This window comes from Mitsuokella sp. AF21-1AC (assembly GCF_003458855.1).
In the GTDB taxonomy this organism is placed as follows: Bacteria; Bacillota; Negativicutes; order Selenomonadales; family Selenomonadaceae; genus Mitsuokella.
The window spans coordinates 28,586-48,828 of the sequence record NZ_QRVW01000020.1 but is presented as its reverse complement, the minus strand read 5'-3'; the positions used below and the strand labels follow the sequence as shown (position 1 = coordinate 48,828).

At 55.2% G+C, this 20,243-nt stretch carries 24 protein-coding genes and 1 pseudogene; 9 read left to right on the top strand and 16 right to left on the bottom strand.

What is annotated here, in order from left to right; genetic code table 11:
* Positions 1-160 precede the first annotated feature (160 nt).
* A complete protein-coding gene (locus DWX75_RS08350; protein WP_199497558.1) occupies positions 161-1,012 on the bottom strand; it encodes a transposase in 852 nt (283 codons plus the stop codon).
* 421 nt (positions 1,013-1,433) lie between these two features.
* On the opposite strand from DWX75_RS08350, the gene DWX75_RS08345 reads away from it, so the two are divergent.
* Both DWX75_RS08345 and DWX75_RS08340 read left to right on the top strand, forming a co-directional pair.
* On the top strand, positions 1,434-2,090 hold the full coding sequence (locus DWX75_RS08345) for a DUF3298 and DUF4163 domain-containing protein (protein ID WP_118015874.1): 657 nt from the start codon (positions 1,434-1,436) through the stop codon (positions 2,088-2,090).
* A 271-nt stretch (positions 2,091-2,361) separates the two neighbouring features.
* A complete protein-coding gene (locus DWX75_RS08340) occupies positions 2,362-3,270 on the top strand; it encodes a L,D-transpeptidase/peptidoglycan binding protein (protein WP_118015873.1) in 909 nt (302 codons plus the stop codon).
* A gap of 98 nt (positions 3,271-3,368) precedes the next feature.
* Here the strand turns inward: DWX75_RS08340 and DWX75_RS08335 are convergent, their stop codons facing one another.
* Positions 3,369-4,847 carry a DASS family sodium-coupled anion symporter gene (locus tag DWX75_RS08335; protein WP_118015872.1) on the bottom strand — a complete coding sequence of 493 codons (1,479 nt, stop codon included), beginning with the start codon at positions 4,845-4,847 and terminating at the stop codon, positions 3,369-3,371.
* Between the two features lie 181 nt (positions 4,848-5,028).
* On the bottom strand, positions 5,029-5,274 hold the full coding sequence (locus DWX75_RS08330; protein WP_255424269.1) for a type II toxin-antitoxin system RelB/DinJ family antitoxin: 246 nt from the start codon (positions 5,272-5,274) through the stop codon (positions 5,029-5,031).
* 98 nt (positions 5,275-5,372) lie between these two features.
* Here DWX75_RS08330 and DWX75_RS08325 point away from each other — a divergent pair.
* Together DWX75_RS08325 and DWX75_RS08320 are read left to right on the top strand one after the other, a co-directional pair.
* Positions 5,373-5,606 (top strand): annotated as a pseudogene (locus DWX75_RS08325) (biotin transporter BioY); the annotation flags it as partial.
* The gene (locus DWX75_RS08320) at positions 5,606-5,806 is read left to right on the top strand and encodes a hypothetical protein (RefSeq protein WP_118015870.1); all 201 of its coding nucleotides are present in this window, start codon (positions 5,606-5,608) and stop codon (positions 5,804-5,806) included. The pseudogene DWX75_RS08325 and the gene DWX75_RS08320, both read left to right, overlap by 1 nt.
* A 109-nt stretch (positions 5,807-5,915) precedes the next feature.
* On the opposite strand, the gene DWX75_RS08315 is transcribed toward DWX75_RS08320, so the two are convergent.
* The 3 genes from DWX75_RS08315 to DWX75_RS08305 are packed head-to-tail and all read right to left on the bottom strand — an operon-like array spanning position 5,916 to position 6,833.
* The gene (locus DWX75_RS08315) at positions 5,916-6,395 is read right to left on the bottom strand and encodes a pyridoxamine 5'-phosphate oxidase family protein (protein WP_118015869.1); all 480 of its coding nucleotides are present in this window, start codon (positions 6,393-6,395) and stop codon (positions 5,916-5,918) included.
* Positions 6,396-6,415: 20 nt separating this feature from the next.
* Complete coding sequence (locus DWX75_RS08310) at positions 6,416-6,613, bottom strand: type II toxin-antitoxin system YoeB family toxin (RefSeq protein WP_118015868.1); 198 nt, start codon at positions 6,611-6,613, stop codon at positions 6,416-6,418.
* The gene (locus tag DWX75_RS08305) at positions 6,579-6,833 is read right to left on the bottom strand and encodes a type II toxin-antitoxin system RelB/DinJ family antitoxin (RefSeq protein ID WP_118015867.1); all 255 of its coding nucleotides are present in this window, start codon (positions 6,831-6,833) and stop codon (positions 6,579-6,581) included. The genes DWX75_RS08310 and DWX75_RS08305 overlap by 35 nt, the downstream gene beginning before the upstream one ends.
* Before the next feature lie 215 nt (positions 6,834-7,048).
* Here DWX75_RS08305 and DWX75_RS08300 point away from each other — a divergent pair, with 215 nt between their 5' ends.
* Positions 7,049-7,432, top strand: coding sequence for a C-GCAxxG-C-C family protein (locus DWX75_RS08300; RefSeq protein WP_118015866.1), 384 nt, complete (start codon positions 7,049-7,051; stop codon positions 7,430-7,432).
* A 30-nt stretch (positions 7,433-7,462) separates the two neighbouring features.
* Positions 7,463-7,828: an ACT domain-containing protein gene (locus tag DWX75_RS08295; RefSeq protein ID WP_118015865.1), complete on the top strand. Its 366-nt coding sequence runs from the start codon at positions 7,463-7,465 to the stop codon at positions 7,826-7,828.
* A gap of 125 nt (positions 7,829-7,953) precedes the next feature.
* Here DWX75_RS08295 and DWX75_RS08290 read toward each other — a convergent pair whose 3' ends face one another.
* Positions 7,954-8,850 (bottom strand): AraC family transcriptional regulator, encoded by an 897-nt coding sequence (locus DWX75_RS08290; RefSeq protein WP_118015864.1) that lies wholly within the window; start codon positions 8,848-8,850, stop codon positions 7,954-7,956.
* A 118-nt stretch (positions 8,851-8,968) separates the two neighbouring features.
* On the opposite strand from DWX75_RS08290, the gene DWX75_RS08285 reads away from it, so the two are divergent.
* From DWX75_RS08285 to DWX75_RS08275, 3 genes are all read left to right on the top strand, one after another.
* On the top strand, positions 8,969-10,129 hold the full coding sequence (locus tag DWX75_RS08285) for a sugar MFS transporter (protein WP_118015863.1): 1,161 nt from the start codon (positions 8,969-8,971) through the stop codon (positions 10,127-10,129).
* Between the two features lie 34 nt (positions 10,130-10,163).
* The gene (locus DWX75_RS08280; RefSeq protein ID WP_118015862.1) at positions 10,164-11,036 is read left to right on the top strand and encodes a histidinol-phosphatase HisJ family protein; all 873 of its coding nucleotides are present in this window, start codon (positions 10,164-10,166) and stop codon (positions 11,034-11,036) included.
* 235 nt (positions 11,037-11,271) lie between these two features.
* Positions 11,272-11,955 carry a TerC family protein gene (locus DWX75_RS08275; RefSeq protein WP_118015861.1) on the top strand — a complete coding sequence of 228 codons (684 nt, stop codon included), beginning with the start codon at positions 11,272-11,274 and terminating at the stop codon, positions 11,953-11,955.
* A 48-nt stretch (positions 11,956-12,003) separates the two neighbouring features.
* Here DWX75_RS08275 and DWX75_RS08270 read toward each other — a convergent pair whose 3' ends face one another.
* The 9 genes from DWX75_RS08270 to DWX75_RS12215 form a co-directional block, all read right to left on the bottom strand.
* Complete coding sequence (locus tag DWX75_RS08270; protein WP_118015860.1) at positions 12,004-13,383, bottom strand: DUF389 domain-containing protein; 1,380 nt, start codon at positions 13,381-13,383, stop codon at positions 12,004-12,006.
* A 30-nt stretch (positions 13,384-13,413) separates the two neighbouring features.
* A complete protein-coding gene (locus DWX75_RS08265) occupies positions 13,414-15,414 on the bottom strand; it encodes a BCCT family transporter (RefSeq protein ID WP_118015859.1) in 2,001 nt (666 codons plus the stop codon).
* Positions 15,415-15,727: 313 nt separating this feature from the next.
* Positions 15,728-16,468: a transposase gene (locus DWX75_RS08260; protein ID WP_233519536.1), complete on the bottom strand. Its 741-nt coding sequence runs from the start codon at positions 16,466-16,468 to the stop codon at positions 15,728-15,730.
* Positions 16,452-16,832 (bottom strand): hypothetical protein, encoded by a 381-nt coding sequence (locus DWX75_RS12130; protein ID WP_199497557.1) that lies wholly within the window; start codon positions 16,830-16,832, stop codon positions 16,452-16,454. The genes DWX75_RS08260 and DWX75_RS12130 overlap by 17 nt, the downstream gene beginning before the upstream one ends.
* A gap of 210 nt (positions 16,833-17,042) precedes the next feature.
* A complete protein-coding gene (locus DWX75_RS08255) occupies positions 17,043-18,098 on the bottom strand; it encodes a low specificity L-threonine aldolase (RefSeq protein WP_118015858.1) in 1,056 nt (351 codons plus the stop codon).
* A 22-nt stretch (positions 18,099-18,120) separates the two neighbouring features.
* Positions 18,121-18,555: a type II toxin-antitoxin system HicB family antitoxin gene (locus tag DWX75_RS08250; RefSeq protein ID WP_118015857.1), complete on the bottom strand. Its 435-nt coding sequence runs from the start codon at positions 18,553-18,555 to the stop codon at positions 18,121-18,123.
* Between the two features lie 12 nt (positions 18,556-18,567).
* Positions 18,568-18,756 (bottom strand): type II toxin-antitoxin system HicA family toxin, encoded by a 189-nt coding sequence (locus tag DWX75_RS08245; protein ID WP_118015856.1) that lies wholly within the window; start codon positions 18,754-18,756, stop codon positions 18,568-18,570.
* 191 nt (positions 18,757-18,947) lie between these two features.
* The gene (locus tag DWX75_RS08240; protein ID WP_233519533.1) at positions 18,948-19,427 is read right to left on the bottom strand and encodes a hypothetical protein; all 480 of its coding nucleotides are present in this window, start codon (positions 19,425-19,427) and stop codon (positions 18,948-18,950) included.
* Between the two features lie 600 nt (positions 19,428-20,027).
* On the bottom strand, positions 20,028-20,243 hold a 216-nt coding region (locus tag DWX75_RS12215), incomplete at its 5' end, for a hypothetical protein (protein WP_233519531.1).

Below are 20,243 nucleotides of genomic sequence, written 5' to 3'. Positions count from 1 at the left end.
AAGAGCTCGTCATTTCGCATCGAGCAATCCAGATGGAGCGGTGTGATGGCGTGTTAAAGGGCGAACTTGTCATATACACCGGGTGATTTAGCGTTTACCTAAAAACGAGATGCCCGGTCATGAGCATCTCGTTCTTGGTGTCTGGATTTTATTCGGCTAGTCAGAAAGCTAAGCCGTTGTCTTTTGCGATTTTGCGGACGTCTTCGAGTGAGAGATTGGTCGAATCGGTTATGACGCCTACGGGAAGGCCTTTCTTTAAGAGAGAAAGTGCAATTTTCCTTGTAGCTTTGCGTTCGCCACGTATTTCGCCAACTGCAATGCCGTCGGCGAAGCCGTCTTCTTTCGCGACTTCGAGTGCGCGTTTCTGATCCCATTTGAAGTTGACCATATCGAACACCTCACTTTCATTTTTCTGGAAATAGTCTGCCAGGATATCGTGTGTCTTGCAATAGGTGATGGCCTGACGGATCGCGGTTTTGAGCTCGAGTCCGTCCTGGATGCCATCACGGACTTTCTGTACGAAGATGCTGTAACAGCGCAGCTCGTAGCAGGAGTCGAGAAGCTTATTTTGGGTGGAGTAGTTGATGTTGTAGCAGTTGACAGTAAGTTCCAAGGAGTCAGCCGCATGGGAGAAGGCGCTGGAAAGGCGGAGCTTCTGATCGTCGGGTTCATCCTGGCTGCCATTGTAGAAGACATAGAATTCCGGCGCGGGAATGTGAATGAGGCTTGAGCGGTAGATGAGTTCCAAGGAGTCGAGCTGGCGGCTGTAAAGCTTGGCGATGTACCAGAGCATGCGCAGCGGCATATTGGGGTTCCAGGAGCTTTGATGCTCCATGATGATGATGTCGCGGTCACCGATGCGGAAGCTGATGTCGTTCTTGATGTCATTGAAGAAAACGCCGCGCAAGGTTGTGATCGTGATGTCCTTCGGTGAAACGTCTCGGCCGGTCAGGGCCGAAAGGGGGCCATGGGCAAGGTTCCGCGCATATTTCGATTTGCATGGAAATGGCAAGTTGCTGCGAGCAGGCACCCCTTCAGTCAGCTTCGCTGACAGCTTCCCCAAAGGGGACGCCATCTGTACAAGCCCCCAGCCGTCCCCGCGCACGGGGAAGGGGGACCGCGAAGCGGTGGAAGAGGTCCATGGATGACGGGCAGCAACGTTACTCGATTGCAGGTCCGCACAAGCGTCGCAGCCCCGCGCACGGGGAAAGTGGCCAAGGGGCCGATAGGGGGAGATGCGAGCGGAAGGGTAAATCATTCACCGAGAAAAGCTTGATACATACTTCAGAGTTGATTGATTTTTCTTTATTTTTATGATATGCTATGTTTAGATAAAAGGGTTACTGATGTGCAAGAACCGCCCTGCAGCTGCTGTGTTGCAGGGCGGTACTACATACTGACATGTGGTACGATGCGTTAGAGGAGGGATTTTTATGCGTAAGCGTCAACTGACCAGGCTGCTCTTGGCCGGGCTCTGCACGATCTCGCTCTGGGGCGTGCCGCTGCCGGCCGGAGCCACCGTTGAAACGGGCACCGACACGAAAATCAACTACACGATGAATTATCCGCTCGTCTACACGCAGAACCCGGACGCGCAGGAAGCGATCAACTCGGATATCTACACGTATATCGCGGACTTCCGCGCGGCTTATGAGCGCGGCGACTTCATCGACGGCAGTTTCTCGTATGAGGTCAAGTACGAGGATGAGCAGGTTGTTTCGCTCGTCATCTGCGAGTACAAATGGACGGGCGGCGCGCACGGCATGCCGAATTACATCGGCCTCAACTACGACAAGGCGACAGGGGAGAAGCTGCCGCTATCGTACTTTGTCAGACTGACGCCTGCTGACCGCGTGCAGGTCCTGGGCTTCCCAGTTTACAATGCCCGCGATGAAGTCATCCCCGACAAAGACTTGAGCCAGTACCGCTGGGATAATGCGATCAGCACGAATTACTACATGCTCGGCAACGGCGACCTCGCGCTCATTTACCAGCCTTACGACCTGGCCCCGTATGCCGCCGGCGTCACGCATATCAAGCTGACGGCCAAATGGATCGATTATTTCAACCGCCGCAACAATGCCGAATGAAGCGGTTGGACGGCCGTGCACACCGTGAGTCCGCGGGCGGCGCCGACTGCCAGGGAGCATCTCCATGCATTTGGGAGATGCTCCTTTTTGCTGCGCCGCTTGCCGCGCTAAGGAAGCGTCCGAAAAAATCGGGAAGAAGTTTTGTATTTGAGCGCAGAATGTGGTACATTAGTTGTAAATTAGATTTTACTCCTGGCACGCATGCACGCATGTACGCATACGCATGTCAGCAGGTCAGCATATGAGATGCTCACAAAGGACGGATTCTTCTATGGAACGCAAACAGGAACGCAAACAGCAGCGAAAACAACTTCTTTTATTCTCCAGCGTCGCCGGATTCCTCGCGGCCTGCTTCGTCGTCGGCCTCGTATTCCTCGGCGGCCGCCTCTCGGGCAGTTCGGCCGCAAACCGGCTTTTGACGCCGCCGACGCCGCTCGAGCAGGCACAGCAGGATTACGCGGGCGTCACGATCACCTACACGTTTGGCGACAAGAGCGAAACGCTCACGGGCGACCGCATCGTCTCATGGCTCCGGGAGGACGATACGGCTGCGTCCGGCGTTTCCTTTGACCAGCAGCAGGTCAAGGCGTTCATCAAGGAGCTGGCCGACAAATACGACACGGCCTATACCGTGCGCAAATTCCACACGAGTACGGGGCAGGACATCGAGATTTCGCAGGGCGATTACGGCTGGCGCATCGATCAGGAGCAGGAAATGACGCATCTTCTGGAGCTGCTCGCCGCGAAGGAGAGCACGACCTGCGAGCCCGTCTACGCGCAGACGGCGGCCGTCCATGCCAAGGAGGACTGGGGCACGACTTACATCGAGGCGAGCCTCTCCGCGCAGCAGCTCTGGCTCTATAAGGACGGCAAATGCATCCTTGAGAGCTATTTCGTCTCGGGCAATCCGACGCAGGGGTACGCGACGCCGAAAGGCATTTACGGCCTGACGTACAAGACGCGCGACGCCATGCTGAGCGGCCAGGGCTACGACTCCAAGGTCAAGTACTGGATGCCCTTCAACCGCAACGTCGGCCTGCACGACGCTCCATGGCGCAAGACCTTCGGCGGCCAGATCTACAAGCGCAGCGGCTCCCACGGCTGCCTCAATCTCCCGCCCGCCAACGCCGCCGCCATCTACAAGAACGTCGACAAGAATACCCCGGTCATCGTCTATTGAGCATGTGTGCATCAAAATAACATAAAACATAAAAATGGTTATGTACTGCCGTGGCGGTTCATAACCATTTTTGTGTGTTTCATGAGTGCTTCGCGTGCTCAGAAGATGCCGAGCACATGCCAGTAGGTCTGGGCGAAGATCAGCATGAGGACGTAGCCGATGATCGTGAGCGGCAGGCCGACTTTGATGCAGTCCTTGGCCGAGAACGTCTCGGTCGAAAACGCGAGGATGCCCTGCGGCGAATTGACCGGCAGGATGAAGCCGAAGCTGACGACGAACTGCAGCACCATGGTGATGCCGACGATGTTCAGGGCGTCGTTGCCGAGGCCCTGCAGCACGGCAATCATGATCGGGATCATGGAGGAGGCGACGGCTGTCGCGCTCGCGAAGCCGAGATGGACGACGATGAGGAAGAGCGCGAGGATGGCAAAGACCATGAAGACGCTCATGCTGGCCAGTCCGAAAACGTCCATGAGCTGGTTCGCGAGCCAGGCGGCGGCCTTCGTCGAGAGCAGTGCCGAGCCCATGCTGATGCCGACGCCGAAGAGGATCAGCGTGCCCCACGAGATGCGGGCCTGGGCTTCCTTCCAGTTCATGATGCCGATGCCCGGTAGCAGCATGATTGTGACGGCAATGACCGTTGAGGTCGTCGTGTCGAGCGGGTGCAGCGTTTTTTCCGTCACCCAGAGGAAGAGCAGTGCGAGCGAGATGACCATGAGTTTTTTCTCGGCGGGCTTCATGGGGCCGAGGGCCGCGCGTTCCTTACGGACCGTCTCGTCGCCGCCCGCGACTTCCATCGTTTCCGGCGGCAGCATCTTGAGGCAGACGAAGTAGAGGATGACGGACATGATGACGGCATACGGCGCCGCCGCGAGGAACCATTCGGCCCACGAGATCGTCGCACCGAGCTGTTTCTCGATGAAGCCGAGGGCGACCATGTTCTGCGCGGCCGCCGTCTTGATGCCGATGTTCCAGATGCTCGCCGCCTGGATGGTTGCGACCATGAGCAGGGCGGCGAAGCGGCTGTCTTTCTTCATCTTGAAGGCCGAGATGATGCCGAGGACGATCGGCACGATGCAGCCGACGCGCGCCGTGGTGCTCGGCACGAAGAAGGCGAGGATGAAGCCGACGAAGATCATGCCCGCGAGGATGCGGTTCGTCTTCGCGCCGACCTTCGAGAGGATGAAGAGGGCGATGCGCCGGTCAAGCCCCGTGTGCATCATGGCCGCCGCGAGGAAGAGCGCCGCACCGACGAGCACGGCGCCGTTGCTCGTGATGCCGCCGAACGACATGCCGACGGCTTTTGAGGTTCCCAGAAGTTTCATGGGGTCCTGCGGATTCGGGCTCATGCCGAGGCAGAGGATCATCAGTGTCGCGATGATGGCGGCGCTGACCGGATAGCTCACGGCCTCCGTGATCCAGACGATGATGGCAAAGATCAGGATGCCCAGCATGCGATGGCCGGCCGTGGTCAGATCGGCTGGTGTCGGTAGCAGGAAGACGACGAGCATCGCGAGGACCGCAAAGAGGAGTCCGTATTTCTTCGAAAACGAAGTGGCAGTTTTTTCATTTGACATAATAATCACCTCTATGTATCCCTGAATGAAATACAAAATATACCTTTTAGTTCTAGCATTCACCATGAACGGGAATTTTCCTGCTTGAACCGTAAAAGTGTACAGTATACAGTCTTTTGACAGACAAAAATCGGCCCATGTCACAGGAAACAAAACTGCGCTTCTTCGTCCCAGCAGATAATCATTGGACACCATCCGTTTCGGTTGGATCATGAACAACGAAATTCCCGGCATCCATGCGTTTTGCTGCCGCTCGAAGATGACATTGATTGGTCTCACTGTAGAATGGATCGCCAGCTGTAACGCGGAATGGGATTGCACGATCTTTGACGAGACGTTTGGTAAAAATAATGATGGCAGCCGACATTGTAAGCCCCATCTCTTCGCAAATGGATTCTGCCTGTCGTTTCAGAAAGGGAGTTTGCACTCCGATTATTAACTGATTATTATTTTATAGTTGACGATAGCCGGATAAAGGCGTATCCAATGAATCGTGAAAATTCTACGATTAGGAGAGGGTATGCCATGAAAAAACTCGAACTTCGCGAAATGGTGCTGTGTGCGTTGTTTATCGCACTGATTACGGTCGGCACGTTCATCCGCATTCCGGTGGGAACGGATGTCTACACGCTGCAATTCCTGTTTACGCTGCTCGCGGACCTGATGCTCGGCGCGCGGCTCGGGGCCCTCGCGGTCGGTGCCTGTATCCTGCTCGGCCTCGTTGGCATGCCGGCCTTGTCACCATCAACAGTGCCGTCTTGACGATCGAGCATCTGCGGGCGCGGGAGATCCCGATTCGCGGACTGATTTTCAATCATTACGTGCCGGGTGACCTCATGCAGGATGACAACGCCGCCATGATCGAGGTCCTGACGGGTGTGAAGGTCGTGGCGTATGTCAAAGAGGGGGATACCGACCTCAATATCGATGTGGATCTGCTCAAGAGTCTCTACGCATAAAGGAGGACGGACTCCATCAAAAAAGGCACTGCTCGCTTGGCAGTGCCTTTTTTGATGGAAAATGGGAAAAGTCTGGCGGTCTTTTTATCCATCCGGTGCGCCGATGCGATCAGGATTCGTTGACGCGCTTGCCGGTGATGTGCTCGGGCGTCAGTTCCAGCATGAGTATGCGCGGTCCGGCATGTTTGATTTCGTTGTCGAGATACGCCTTATCCTGCGTGAATTTCTCGCCGAGCAGGCGGGCAAGGTGCAGGGCTGCTGCGTGATCGTCGAGCACCTTCATGCGGCCGAAGACGATCACGCTGCGGAACGTCAGCGACCAGGAAACGCCGTCTTCGTGATGTCCTTCGCCCGTGACGCAATACGACACCTTGTCGCAGGCGCGGATGGCATCGAGTTTGTGGCCGGCCACTGCGCAGTGGAAATAGAGTCTGCCATTTTCCTCATTGTAGTAATGGTCGAGCGGCACGCCGTAGGGATAGCCGTCATCCCCGAGGACGGACAGCACGCCGCGCTTTTCGTGCTTGAGAATCTGGATGCACGCTTCGTCTGTAAGCTGCTGCTTGAATCGTCTCATCTTGCGAAACATAAAAAACCTCCTGTTCTCCATCAATCCTGATAATGATTGCGACATTGGATGATTTCCAAGCGGTCATCCAAGATTCGATAAACGAAGCGATTCTTTTTGTCGATACGTTTGCTGTGCCATCCGCCGTCCAAATAGCGTAATGGTTCATCCTGTCCGCTGCTATCATAGCCATGCCGTTTGATGTCACGAATGAATGTATGTATTTTCGGTTCCGGCATCCATGCGTTGGGCCGCCGCTTGGAGATGCCGCTGATTGGTTTCACTGTAGAATGGGTCACCGGCCGTGACGCGGAACGGGATTGCGCGATCTTTGACCAGGCGTTTCGTGAAAATGGTAACGGCGGCTGACATCGTAAGTCCCATTTCTTCGCAGATTGCTTCTGCTTGCCGCTTCAGATCCGCATCAATGCGGATGGTCATGGTTGCGTTTGTAGCCATAAAATCATCTCCTTTTTATTTAATTATATCACAATGTGCTAACATTGTACAACGATAAGTGAGTGTTTCGGAGCAGCGTCGGGCGGCACACGGGCAATGGCTGGCTTGTTGCGGGAAATGCCATGGCGCCAGGGATGAGACAAGACTTGCAAGACGGCAGGAATCACGTATAATGATAGAGAAGCAAATACATTGAAAAACAGGTGGGGATTAGCATGGATATGGATAAGCGGGCCGAACAGGCCGTGGCGTATAAACACGAGAACTGCAACTGCGCGCAGGCGGTGCTCTTGGCTTTTGCCGGGGAGCTCGGCAAATCGGAGGAAGAGCTCCGGGCACTCGGCTCGGGTTTCGGCATGGGCATGGGTTGCACGGAGGCGACGTGCGGCGCGCTCTGCGGCGTGGGCATGGTCATGGGGCTCCTCAATAAAAGCGGCAGGCCGACGGCTGCCGTCATGCGCGATATCCTGCACGAGTTCGAGGAAAAAGCTGGTGCCACCATCTGCAAAGACCTCAAGGGCATCGAGACGGGCAAAATGCTCTGCTCCTGTGACGACTGCGTGCGCCATGCCGTGCGCGCCGCAGAGCAGCGCCTTTGATACATGTTTGATACATTTAGGAGGATACGGATGAACCTGGAAAAGATGGATTTCCCGCTGACGGTATGCAAGCTGGATGCAATGGACAAAGTGGATACAAAATCAGATTTCTTTTTCCTCGCCAAGACAGACGAGGAACTCTCCCTGGTCTGCAAGACGGAGGACGCGCCCTCTCAGACGACGGCGCGCGAGGATGGCTGGCGGGCCTTCCGCATCGAGGGCACACTGGATTTCTCGCTCATCGGCATCCTGTCCAAGCTTTCCACGATCCTCGCCGAAAACAAGATCGGGATTTTTGCCGTCTCTACCTATAACACGGACTACATCCTGGTCAAGGAAGAGAACTTCGCAAAAGCGATGGCTGTCCTGCAGGAAAACGGCTATGCAGTCAAATGAATAAAGGAGTTATTCACGCTTGAGCGACCAATATAAGAACGACTCTCGTTCGATGCCTATCCAGAGACATCGTTCGAGAGTCATTTTTATTGGCTGCATATTTATCAATCATAGCTGGGCAGATGTTATTGGATGCGATGGGCTGCCCGGAAGCGTTGCGGTGCCAAGCCTGTTGTACGATGAAAGATCTTGGTGAAGTAACTGATGTCATGGAAGCCTGTCGCAGTGGCAATCTCGCTAGAAGTCATATCGGTGGACAGGAGAAGCGATGATGCCCGCTGGATGCGGTAAGTTTGCAGGTAGTTCATCGGCGATGTGCCGACTGTCTTCTTGAAGCTGCGCAGCAGGACGCTTTCGCTGCAGGCGGCCAGGTTCATCAAGGTCTGATTCGAGATGGTCTCTGCGTAATGCTGCTCGATGTACTGCAGGAGAAGCTTCATCCGCTCAAGCAGGTTGGCATTGCGAGAAATTGAGGTTGGGGCTGAAGGAAGATTCTGGCATAGGATATGTAGTGCCTTGGAGAGTATATAGCGTGCTTCAATCGTGTAATCTTCGGTCTCTTGCGTGATAGCATCCCAGGCATGCATCATCAGATGGGCGATTGCTATATGCCAAGGTTCGTCCCCTTTCATGAGCAGGAAAGGCAGGTCCTGTCTGCTGTAGAAGGGAAGAACCAACTCCTGCCAGTAGCACGACTGCGGGGAGCCTGCAATCAGGTCGGGATGGACGACGAGCGAGCGCAGGACGCTCGGCTTGTGAAGGGAATGCGAGACAGAATGCAGGACACCTGCGTTTATCAGGATGCCTGCTCCCTGCCGCAGCGTGATTGGCTCTGTGCCGACATGGAGATGGATGGTGCCATTGAAGGCTAGGATGTATTCAAATTCATCGTGCCAATGGATGGGAACGCCTGTACAGGCCATATCATCTTCATAGCATGCCACGGGAAATAGAACACTACCGTGCCGCGTGATTTCTTTTTGATTCTTGTCTGTGTGCAGGGTGCAGTGCAAGTCGACCATATTACGTCTCCTTTTATCTCAGATTGACGGTATCATCATATAAAATGCCTGTATTTATCTATGAATTCATATTTAAAGACGATATAATCATATCATCAAGTGAGGAGGAAGACAATACATGGTACATTTGCTCTTAGCAATCATCTACATTGCCTTTATCAGTCTGGGCTTGCCGGATTCGCTACTCGGGGCTGCCTGGCCGGTCATGCACGAAGACTTGGGGGCGCCGCTGTCTTATGCGGGCATCATCTCGATGATTATTGCCTTCGGGACGGTCGTCTCGAGCCTGCAGAGCGACAGGCTGACGCTCCGGCTCGGCACGGGGAAGGTGACAGCCATCAGCGTCGCCATGACGGCTGCTGCCCTGTTTGGCTTCTCGGTATCCAGTGAGTTTTGGATGCTCTGTCTCTGGGCCGTTCCCTATGGGCTCGGCGCCGGCGGTGTGGATGCCGCGCTGAACAATTATGTGGCGCTTCACTACAGGAACTGGCATATGAGCTGGCTGCACTGCATGTGGGGCGTCGGTGCAGCGACAGGACCGTACATCATGGGCATGGCGCTGGCGATGGGGAAGGGCTGGCCGGCCGGCTACCATATCATCGCTGTGATGCAGGTCGTCCTGACCATTATCCTGTTTGCCAGCTTGCCGCTCTGGAAGGAGCGGAAGAACGACGTGCAGGCAGCCTATGCGGATAAGCGCAAGCCGCTCTCACTGCGCGAGATCTTCCGGATACCGGGCGCGCGTGAGATACTGGTCGCCTTTTTCTGCTACAGTGCGGTCGAGCAGACCTGCGGCCTCTGGGCGAGCAGCTTCCTGAATCTCAGCAAGGGTATCTCGGCGGAACAGGCGGCGAGTTTTGGCGCGATGTTCTTCATCGGCATCACGGTGGGGCGCGCCATCAATGGCTTTCTCGCGATGCGCATGCATGACGAGAGCATGATCCGGATGGGGCAGGTGCTGATCCTGCTCGGCATCGTGACGGTGATGCTCCCCGCAAGTGAGACGTTCGCATTGGCTGGCCTGATCCTGATTGGGCTTGGCTGTGCGCCGATTTATCCCTGCATCATCCACTCGACTCCGGCACACTTCGGCAGGGACAAGTCGCAGGCGATCATCGGCGTCCAGATGGCAGCCGCCTACATCGGCACGATGCTCATGCCGCCGCTGTTCGGCATTTTGGCCAACCATCTGTCGATATCCCTGCTGCCAATCTACTTGCTCGTGCTCTTAGCCATCATGGCGTTCATGCACGAGCGCCTCATCCAGAAGACTCGCTGAGCAAAGCGGCTGACAAGCGAAAGGAGCGATACAGTTGTACGCAGATTACCATTTACACAGTGAATTTTCCGATGATTCCAAGGAACTGATGGAGAGCCAGATCGAGAAGGCCATCGAACTGGAGCTCGATGAGATGTGCTTCACCGATCATGTCGACTACGGCATCAAGCGCGACTGGGATGACCCGCGCGGTATCGAGTGGCGTCAGGGCGATGGCATTTCCTCAGGAGATGCGGAGCGCGAGCCGCTCGCCAACGTCGATTATCCCCGCTATTTTACCAAGCTTGCGCTCATGCGGGCGGCCTATGGCGATAAGATCAAGATACGCTCGGGACTGGAGTTTGGCATCCAGTCCATCACGGTGGACGATTATGAGCGACTCTTTGTCAAGTATCAGGATGAGCTGGATTTCGTGCTGTTCTCGATGCACCAGGTTGACAATAAAGAATTCTGGAATCAGGACTTTCAGTGCGGGCGGAGCCAGAAAGAATACAATGAAGCGTACTACGAGGAAATCTTCAAGACGATGAAGGTCTTCAAGCATTACTCCGTCCTGGCGCATCTCGACCTCCTGGTACGCTATGATAAGGCAGGCCGCTATCCCTTTGACAACGTGAGAGACCTAGTGGCTGAGATTCTCAAGCAGGCTATCGCAGATGGCAAGGGCATCGAGGTCAATACCTCATCCTGGCACTATGGCTTGTCTGACACACAGCCGAGCCGTGACATCCTGCATCTCTACAAAGACCTTGGCGGACGTATCATCACAGTTGGCTCCGATGCCCATCAGACTTCCTATCTAGCCGCCCACATCAAGGACGCCTATGCGATTCTCCGTGATGAGATTGGCTTTACAGAAATCGCGACATTTGAGCATATGCAGCCTATTTTCCACAAGCTCAGATGATTTCGTGGATTGACAGCAGGTGCCTCCATCTGTTATACTGATGCTACAAACGAATAGCGAAGGGGAGTAACCTCTTTGGTCTGCCGTCAACAAGCATGCCGCGCGAGCGGCTGGTGGCAGCGTTACGGATGTAACAGGTGAGACTTTCGCATGATACCCGGTTTTCGGATACCATGCGGAGGTCTCTTTTTGTTTGTTGCCTGTGTATTAGTTGAGAGAGAAAGGAATCTACACCATGGAAATCTTATCGATGCAATTCCTCATGGCCCTCGGCACGATTGTCCTGATGGACCTGTTGCTCGGCGGCGACAATGCCGTCGTCATCGCGATGGCGGCGAACAAGCTGCCGGAGAACCTGCGCAGGAAGGCCATCCTCATCGGCACGGCCGGTGCCGTCATCATCCGCCTCGTCATGACGCTCGTGGCCGTGTGGCTTTTGACCATCCCGTACCTGCAGGCCATCGGCGGTCTGATCCTCTTGCCGATTGCCGTGAAGCTGCTCGTGCCGGAGAAGAAGGATGAGCACGTTGAATCATCGGACAGCCTCATGGGCGCGGTCAAGACCATCATCATCGCCGATGCCGCGATGGGCGTCGACAACGTGCTGGCCATTGCGGGCGCGTCGCACGGCAGCTTCCTGCTCGTCGTCTTCGGCTTCCTCATCAGCATCCCGATCATCGTGGGCGGCAGCACGCTCATCGGCAAGATCATGGACCGCTTCCCCATCGTGCTCTACGCCGGCGCCGGCCTCCTCGGGTGGACGGCGGGCTCCATGATCGCCCACGACAAGATCCTCGGCACGATGCTCACGAGCACCGTCGGCGACTGGGCTGCCATCGCCCTCCAGGCCGTCCTCGCCGCAGGCGTCGTCTTTATCGGCCTCGCCCTGAGCCGCCGCGCCAAGAGCCAGACGGCCTGAGCCTAGAGAAAAAAACTGCCCTCACCTTGATGGTGAGAGCAGTTTTTTTTACGGCCAGGCGATGCCGTCGCCGTAGAAGTCACTGGGATGATCTACAGTCTGGACGGTCATGAGGACAGGTATCTCGACCTGGGCGGCAATCCACTTCTGCAAGCGGTCGGCTTCTTCTGGGCGGAGCGGCTCTTTGACGATGACCTCGACCATGAAGCGCTTGTGGTCTACTTTTTTCTCTGTTTTTGGCTGATCCTTCTGGGGCGTTACGGATGTCAATGTGCCGCCCTGGATGGAGAGAACCTCGGGGAAGAGAAGAGGGCCCTGTTGTGTGAGGATCTCGATGGTCTGCTGGTCTGCGCTCGCGCGCTTGTAGGCTGGGTAATACTGCGCGGAGAGGTTCTTGTAGGAGATTTCCTTTTCGGAAGTGCTCTGCTTCTCAAGCCGTGCATTGATGAGATTCTGGACTTGCTCGCGGTCGAGTTCGCGCTGCCCCTGTATGACGACGAGCTCGAGGTCTTGGAGCCTGTTGCGCGCGTGCAGTTCGTCCTGCAGGGCGGCAATCTCTTTCTCGGTCAGCAGCGTGCCCACGAGATCGACGGTGAGGACGTGGTCCTTTACGGTGTAGGAGACAACGCTCGTCGTCTGGAAGACCATATCCTCGCTGATGAAGCTCTTGACCTGCATGTCGCGCAGATTCTCCTCGACCATCTGATAGGCGAGATAGATGCTCGGCGCCGTGATCAAGATGCCGAGAGCCGCCAGGATGAGGCGCTGCCGCTGGAATTGTGAGGCCTCGACATCACCATGCGATGGGACGCCGAGGAGTTTGAAGACAAGGAAGGCCGCGAGTGCGATGAAGAAGGCGTTGATGAAAAAGAGGTACATCGCGCCGAGGAAGAAGGGGTAATGGCCGGATGCCAGCCCGTATCCTGCTGTGCAGAGCGGCGGCATCAGAGCGGTGGCGATGGCCACGCCGGGGATGACATTGCTCTTCTCCTGACGCGTATTGCCAACGGCCCCCGCAATGCCGCCGCACAGGGCGACGATGACATCCCAGATGGTGGGAGAGGTGCGTGCCAGAAGCTCGTCCGTCGAGTAGGCTAGCGGTGAGATGGCGAAGTAGAGGGAGGCCGTCAGGATGGCAAAGCCAACCTGGAAGGCAAGCTTGATCACGGATTGCCGGATGAAGTGCATATCGTATGTGGCCATGCCGTACCCGATGGCCACAATCCCGCCCATGAGCGGGGAAATCAGCATAGCGCCGATGATGACGGCGACGCTGTTCATGTTCAGGCCGACACAGGCAATCATGATGGCCATGACGAGGACGACGAGATTTGTCCCCGATACCGTCGCATCCGCAAGGATGCGCTGGTTGATTTCTTGGATGGAGGCGGCGCCTCCCTTTAGATTGAATAGATCACGCCACATCATTTCATCTCACATCACCTTTCACCGGAGACGTCACGTCTCATCGTTCTTCTTGTCGAATAGGTACAGATTGTGCTTGCTGTTGGCAATCATGCGGATATAGCGCTCGTACTGGCGCAGGACATCGGTCAGCATCTCTTCGCGGCGCATGTACTTGAGACTGTAACCGCGCCTGCCGTCGGCAAAGTAGCAGACCGGCTCGAAGTCATCTACCGTATCCATCTTCGGAAGGAGGTCGGAGGAGACGACCATCTTGGAGACGGCGTGTTCCTTGCAGCCGACACCGTAAAGGAAGTCGCGGAGGCGGCCGCTTTCGACGATGAGTTCACAGTACGGGAGCCCGTCTTCTTCACCGCTGCGGATCTGTGCCGCAATCCCGTTCTTCGCAAATTCCGCCTGCAGTTCCTCAAAGGCGGGATCGGCGACATCGCGCAGGAAGGCCCTCACATCCTCGAGCTTTCCCGTGGAGACGACCTTTTTCAGGCGTGCCTGCCAGTGTTTGCCGTCCCAGTAGGCCGTGCTCTTAGAGAGGTTCCGGCTGAAATACGAGTCATCTACCCAGAGGCCGCGCAGCAGGCAGAAGGCCATGACGACCATGATGAGGGAGAACGGCAGTGCCATGATGACCGTCATGGTCTGCAATGCTTCAAGCCCGCCAGAGTAGAGCAGGCCGATGGCCAGCACGGCGAGCATGCTTCCCCAGAGGATGCTCTGCCATCTCGGGAAAGTGCTCTTACCCTGCGAGGCGATGGAGTTGATGACGAATATGCCGGAATCGGCCGACGTGATGAAGAAGATCGCAATGACCAGGATGGCTATAAGCGATGTGATGGCAGGAAGCGGCAGCTGGTTGAGGAACAGGAATAAGAGGCGGTCTGTTTCCTCGGCTGCCTGTGTCAGCATGCCTGCCGTCTGTGCATCCATCCAGATGGCGCCGTTGCCGAAGACAGTCATCCAGAGCAGGTTGAAGACAGTCGGGATCAGCAGGACGCAGACGACGAATTCGCGGATCGTGCGCCCGCGGGAAATCTTGGCGATGAACAGGCCGACGAACGGTGCCCAGGAAATCCACCAGGCCCAGTACATGATGGTCCAGCTCGTGAACCACTCTTCCTTGGTGCTCTCATAGGCAAAGGTGCGGAAGGACAGCTCTACGATGTGCGTCAGGTAGTAGCCGATGTTCTCGGTAAAGGCGGCCAGGATGTAGACGGTCGGTCCTGTCAGCAGCACGAAAAGCATGAGGGAGATGGCCAGGATCAGATTGCCCTGACTCAGGTAACGGACCCCTTTGCCAACGCCGGAGATAGAGGACAAGACGGCAGCTCCGATGGACAGCAGGATGATGAAGACGAGGCTCTGGAAGGATGCACCAGACAGCGCTCCGATTTCCCGAAGTCCGGCATGGAGCTGCATGGCACCGAAGCCGAGTGTAGTCGTCAGGCCAAAGATCGTGGCGCAGAGTGCCAGGATGTCGATGACCGTGCCCGGCGTGCTGTAGATCCGATGCTTGAGCAGGGGATAGAAGCCAGAACGGATGGTCACCGGCAGACGGTAACGGAAGCCGAAATAGGCCAGAGAGAGGCCGATGATCCCGTAGATTGCCCAGGCATGGATTCCCCAGTGGAACAGCGTGTTGAGCATGGCTTCCTTTGTCTGCACGACAGGCGAGGCCATGCTGTGAAGTGGCGCCGAGAGATGTGATATCGGCTCTGCCACGCCGAAATACATCAGGCCGATGCCCATGCCCGCAGAAAAGAGCATGCAGAGCCAGGAGAAGAATGAATACTCGGGCTCCTCGTCATCGTCGCCCAAGCGGATATCGCCGAGCTTGCCGAGACAGAGCACGACGAGGAACAGAAAGAAGAAGGCCACGCTGAGGATGTAGATCCAGCTGAAGGAATTGAAGAGTTCCTGCTTGAGAAACGTCAGGACGGCTTTCGCACCCTCAGGCACGGCGATGCATCCCAGTGCAACAGATGCAATGATGATAAGACTCGGTATAACGATATTTTTCTGTAAATTTGTTCGATACAATAAAAAGCCCCCTTACAAAGAAATAGACGGAGCCTGTCGGTGAACAGACTCCGCCTTGTAATCCAATATGTTTTTCTCTATTATATCAGATTTACAGGTGAAATGCAAATTGCCACATTTATTTGATACGGTGTAAATGATACGAGGTGGTATCACTGGGAACATTCCTCGATAACACAGATCCGCTCGGGCAAAACGGTGCAAGCCGCTTGATGCTTTGGCGTTGTACTTATTGTATAACTCAAACTTCGCACACCTAAAACCCTTGTGAGATAAGGATTTATCAGGATTTCAGGCATGCATCATCGTCACATCATGCACACTGTTTCAGACACTTTTCCCATAGAGCGGGCAGTTTGGCCACGAACAGATCGAGCAGTTGGTTAATCTGCTCTTCGTCAAGAATCTCTGCTTCTTGAGCGCAGTCCATCAGCAGGCTCAGCAATGCGGCCAAAGCATCCAGATAATGCAAGTCTTCCAGCTCATCTATCGTCAGGTAAAAGAGCTCGCCAAGGCTTCGGTCATCTATGTTGCGCCGCTGCTCTAACGCGAGCATCATATAGCGCGCGAATACAATAGACGTGTGAGCGGTCAGAGCGTCGTAGGAGATGGATCTCGTCTCTTTGCCCAATTTCAGATAGGACTTGCACATCTTGAAGAAGACCTCGATGTTCCAGTGCTTGCCATAAGTTTGGATAATCTCTTCTTCCGACAGTGTCAGGTCTGTTGAGACCAGGACAAGGTAGTCACTGCGCTTCTTCTTGTTGCGGACGTAGACCAGCCGTATGGGAAGGCGCTTGCCATTCTTGACGGCCTCAGCTTCTACGGAGGGCAGGTAAGCGGAGCGCCCGCGGCGCTTCCTACGGCCTCGGTAGATGGTCTTGACGTCCTGCATGCGGTCTTGGAAGCGGAAGTGCATCTTCTCGCTTTTCTTGACACGCGCGATAACGTCGTAGCAGAACTCGTGGATCTGGTGCAGCGATGCCGGCGAGCAGAACCAAGAGTCGAACATGACGTACTGAGCCGGGACACCTGCTTCACGCGCTTCTTGCAATAAGGTCAGGACAACCTCTGGAGCCTTGCTTTTTGTCAGCGGCGCGATGGCCTTCTGGATGATGGCCGTGCTTCAAAAGCAGCGTAAACTTGCGCCAATGAATGGCGTAGGAATTCAGGAAGCGGTAGAAGGTGTCCCTCTCGAACGGGATGGACTTCGGCGCATCCTTCTTCTGCTGGTAGAAAGACCGACGCTGGAATACCGCCTCGAATGCGACAAGGAAGATGGCCATGACGGCAATGCCGCGCAGCTTGTAGGCATTGCAGCTCCGCAGGATCTGGCCAATGTGGAACTCGGCAAAGAATTGATGAATCTTGGAAGAAGTGACTTCACAGGAGTGATGATGATGTGGTACAATATTCATAGCATAAGCTCTCCGTTTGTGTTGTGGATTTTGGTTACTTTCATTATACAAAACGGAATGAGCTTATGCTATTTTTATTTTGCAGACTGCCGCTAAGAATAAATCAGCGGATTATCAACTGCGAAGTTTGAGTATTTTATTTTTCCGTGTCCTATTGACGGGGTGCACACCATAACGGTGAAGCAATGGTTTTTTCGTTACGCTGTATTCTCAACGGATTGTTTCATCTAAAGCAGTGAGCAGCTGATCTGTTTCTTCTGGCGTCGTGGCCCAGCTCGTCGCCAGGCGGATGACGGTATGCTCGGCATCGTACGCTTCCCAGAAGCTGTAGGAGACTTTCTTTGCGAGACGCTCGAGCTGTTCGTTGGCCATGATGACGAAGATCTGGTTGGTCGGCGTCTCGAAGAACAGGCGGTAGCCGTATGCTTGCAAGGCTTTTCGGATGGCATCGGCCGCTGTGATGGCAGCTTCGCCAATCTGCTCGTACAGGTGGTCCGTGAACAGCGCATCAAACTGCAGGCCGAGCAGCCAGCCTTTGGCGAGCAGGGCGCCGTGCTGCTTCATGATCGTGAAAAAATGTGGTGCGCGGTTCTTTTGCGGGAAGACGACGGCCTCGCCGAAGAGCGTGCCGCATTTCGTGCCGCCGATGTAGAAGGCATCGCAGCAGGCAGCAATCAGCGATAGGCTCACGTCGTTCTCGGGGCAGGCGAGCGCGTAGGCGAGGCGGGCGCCGTCCAGGAAGAGCGGGACCTTGTGGGCCTGGCAGATCGCGTGCAGGCGGTGCAGTTCCTCGGCCGTGTAGAGCGTGCCGTACTCCGTCGGATGGGAGATGTAGACCATGCCGGGCATGACCATGTGGTCGCGGTTGCCGTCGGCCGCGAAGGCCGTCAGATACGCATCGACGTCTTCCGGGCGCAGCCTGCCGTCCGTATGCGGCAGTGTCAGGACCTTGTGCCCGCCAAACTCGATGGCGCCGGCCTCATGCAGGCTGATATGGCCCGTATCCGCCGCGACGACGCCCTGATACGAGGCGAGCAGCGCGTCGATGACGGTTGCATTCGTCTGCGTGCCGCCGACGAGGAAATAGACGTCGGCCTCCGGGCACTGGCAGGCCGCCCGAATCTTCGCGCGCGCCGCCTCGCTGATGGTGTCTGTGCCGTAGCCGGGCATGGGCGTGCGGTTCGTCTCGGCCAGACGCTTGAGGATCGCGGGATGCGCGCCTTCCATATAGTCGGACGCAAACGGTAAAAGCTGGGATGATGACATGTTATTGAAACCTCCGTATTGATCATGTGCTCTTGATGTTTAATTCTTTCAACAGCGCCTGCTGCAGGACTTTGGAAAAATTGATCTTTTTCGAGATGGCCAGGTCATTCATCCATTGCGGGATGCTCAGCGTTTTTTTAACCGATTTCGTAAAATGCTGCTTGGCGTACTCCGGAACGTCGACGGATACCATGTTGACCAGGATGTCCGCATCAGCGTACGGATCATCGGGGTCTTCTTCGGTATGCGGATTTACCTGTTTAATGGGGGTAGGTGCCGGAACAGGCTCTCCGTCCAGTTCCATGGTATAAAGATAACCCGCCAAACAATCTACGGCCATTTCCATCGCTTCCTGGAACGTGTCTCCACAGGTAGAGAGATGATTTAAATCTGGAAATACGACAGAATAGCCGCCATCCTTTTCGTGGAAAAAAATAGCCGGATACATGCTTAACATTTTATCACTCCCTTATTTCAACCCTGCTTGTTTTAAAATAGAAGAAATGGTCTTCTTTTGTAAATCTTTTGGCTTGTCATGAAACGGAATGGTCACGATACCAGGTTTAGTCGTATGGCGATATTGGTGATGGGATCCATTGATTCGGATTAATTTCCAACCGTCTTTTTTTATAAGTTTCTCCATTTCTTTTGGCGTCATAATCCATCCTCCTTTATTTTAGCAGACAATACGTATTAATTCAATACGTATTGTTTAACAGCGTCGTCATGATACTTTGCATAAGTGCTGGAGAGGTACGAAAGGAAGACAGTGGGCGCATCCGCAGCGGCTGAATCTGCAGGATGCGCCCATTTATTGGTTTCTATTGGTTTCGTCTGCGATGATGACGATCAGTCCAAATAGCCAATCTCAATCTCGTCTACTTTGTTGTGTTCCACCTCGAACACGATGCCGAGATCCGAGTTATCATCACAGAGATAGATGTACTTGTCGCCGTGGATTTTGTCCGGCTCTCCGTAAGCGGCCTTTACTTCTTCCAGCGTGGAGCCGACCTCGATGCCGGCCGCCGTCTTGATGCCATTGTGACGGGAAATCTCGATGTGGCGTGCCAGGCCGTCTACGAATGTCACTTCGAAGGAATCGCCGTATTCGTATTTCATGACCGCACCGCTAAAGAGTTCGTGATAATGTTTCGTCTCAATCTCAGAAGGTGTGCCATATACCTGCTGGACATAGTCAGCCGAAGCGCCGTATTCGATGCCGCCCGCGACGAGCGCAGCGGGTGCGACCGATGCCGCACAGATTGTTGTCCCCGCCGTTAAGATGGCCCCTGCGGCCAGTGATGCAAATACTTGTTTCAAATCGATCATCTCCTTTGACATATTCTTTTTGTTGATGAATCTTTTTTCATTATAAACGGTCTATCTGAAATCTTCATGCACAGCCGTCCCCGCGCACGGGGAAGGGGGACCGCGAAGCGGTGGAAGAGGTCCATGGACGGACAAGAACAAAACTCAACTGCAAGTTCTTGCAAGCGGCGTAGTCCCGCGCACGGGGAAGGGGGACCGCGTAAGCGGTGGAAGAGGTCCTTGAGCTGGTGGGCACGAACAATACTTGACCGCAAGTCTTTACATGCGGCGTAGCCCCACGCACGGGCGCGAAGCGCGGGATGCCAGTGGCATCCCCGGGCGTGGCCCGCAGGGTCGATAGGGGAACTGCTGGCAGTTGAATTTCTGCTTGATGAAAGGAGGAAATCAAGGCCGCTGCGGGATGTATCCCGGCTTCAGCGCGCAGCTGAATGTGAAAGGCGGTGACAAGGGAGCAACGCTGCGCGAAGTCGGCTGGCTAAAGGGATTTTTTCCTTTTTTACGAAGCCCGACGAATGTGCGAAACGCGCGCTGCTTGAACGACGCCCATTCATCTGGAAACTGGCAGATGAGGGGGAAGGCGCTGCGGGATATATTCCGGCTTCAGCGCGCAGCTAAATGTGACCCAATCTGCTGCGTGCAGCAAAGAAGTTTCGCCGCCTGCCGCGGCGTTCTGACATCCGGAGTGAAGCGCCTTTGGTGTGGGGCCTCATCCCTGCGGGCAATCGCTGCGCGCCTCCAGGCGGAATACATCCCTCCGCTCAGGCTCTTGCCCTTCGGCAGAACAACGAGCACAGCAAGTCGCGTGCTGTCCCCGCT

What these genes read in the sequence shown, in the direction of transcription:
- DWX75_RS08345 (WP_118015874.1), top strand. Translation starts at nt 1,434, where the DNA reads ATGCGTAAGCGTCAACTGACCAGGCTGCTCTTGGCCGGGCTCTGCACG.
- DWX75_RS08340 (WP_118015873.1), top strand. Translation starts at nt 2,362, where the DNA reads ATGGAACGCAAACAGGAACGCAAACAGCAGCGAAAACAACTTCTTTTA.
- DWX75_RS08335 (WP_118015872.1), bottom strand. Translation starts at nt 4,847, where the DNA reads ATGTCAAATGAAAAAACTGCCACTTCGTTTTCGAAGAAATACGGACTC.
- DWX75_RS08315 (WP_118015869.1), bottom strand. Translation starts at nt 6,395, where the DNA reads ATGTTTCGCAAGATGAGACGATTCAAGCAGCAGCTTACAGACGAAGCG.
- DWX75_RS08310 (WP_118015868.1), bottom strand. Translation starts at nt 6,613, where the DNA reads ATGCCGGAACCGAAAATACATACATTCATTCGTGACATCAAACGGCAT.
- DWX75_RS08305 (WP_118015867.1), bottom strand. Translation starts at nt 6,833, where the DNA reads ATGGCTACAAACGCAACCATGACCATCCGCATTGATGCGGATCTGAAG.
- DWX75_RS08300 (WP_118015866.1), top strand. Translation starts at nt 7,049, where the DNA reads ATGGATATGGATAAGCGGGCCGAACAGGCCGTGGCGTATAAACACGAG.
- DWX75_RS08295 (WP_118015865.1), top strand. Translation starts at nt 7,463, where the DNA reads ATGAACCTGGAAAAGATGGATTTCCCGCTGACGGTATGCAAGCTGGAT.
- DWX75_RS08290 (WP_118015864.1), bottom strand. Translation starts at nt 8,850, where the DNA reads ATGGTCGACTTGCACTGCACCCTGCACACAGACAAGAATCAAAAAGAA.
- DWX75_RS08285 (WP_118015863.1), top strand. Translation starts at nt 8,969, where the DNA reads ATGGTACATTTGCTCTTAGCAATCATCTACATTGCCTTTATCAGTCTG.
- DWX75_RS08275 (WP_118015861.1), top strand. Translation starts at nt 11,272, where the DNA reads ATGGAAATCTTATCGATGCAATTCCTCATGGCCCTCGGCACGATTGTC.
- DWX75_RS08270 (WP_118015860.1), bottom strand. Translation starts at nt 13,383, where the DNA reads ATGATGTGGCGTGATCTATTCAATCTAAAGGGAGGCGCCGCCTCCATC.
- DWX75_RS12130 (WP_199497557.1), bottom strand. Translation starts at nt 16,832, where the DNA reads ATGAATATTGTACCACATCATCATCACTCCTGTGAAGTCACTTCTTCC.
- DWX75_RS08255 (WP_118015858.1), bottom strand. Translation starts at nt 18,098, where the DNA reads ATGTCATCATCCCAGCTTTTACCGTTTGCGTCCGACTATATGGAAGGC.
- DWX75_RS08250 (WP_118015857.1), bottom strand. Translation starts at nt 18,555, where the DNA reads ATGTTAAGCATGTATCCGGCTATTTTTTTCCACGAAAAGGATGGCGGC.
- DWX75_RS08245 (WP_118015856.1), bottom strand. Translation starts at nt 18,756, where the DNA reads ATGACGCCAAAAGAAATGGAGAAACTTATAAAAAAAGACGGTTGGAAA.
- DWX75_RS08240 (WP_233519533.1), bottom strand. Translation starts at nt 19,427, where the DNA reads ATGATCGATTTGAAACAAGTATTTGCATCACTGGCCGCAGGGGCCATC.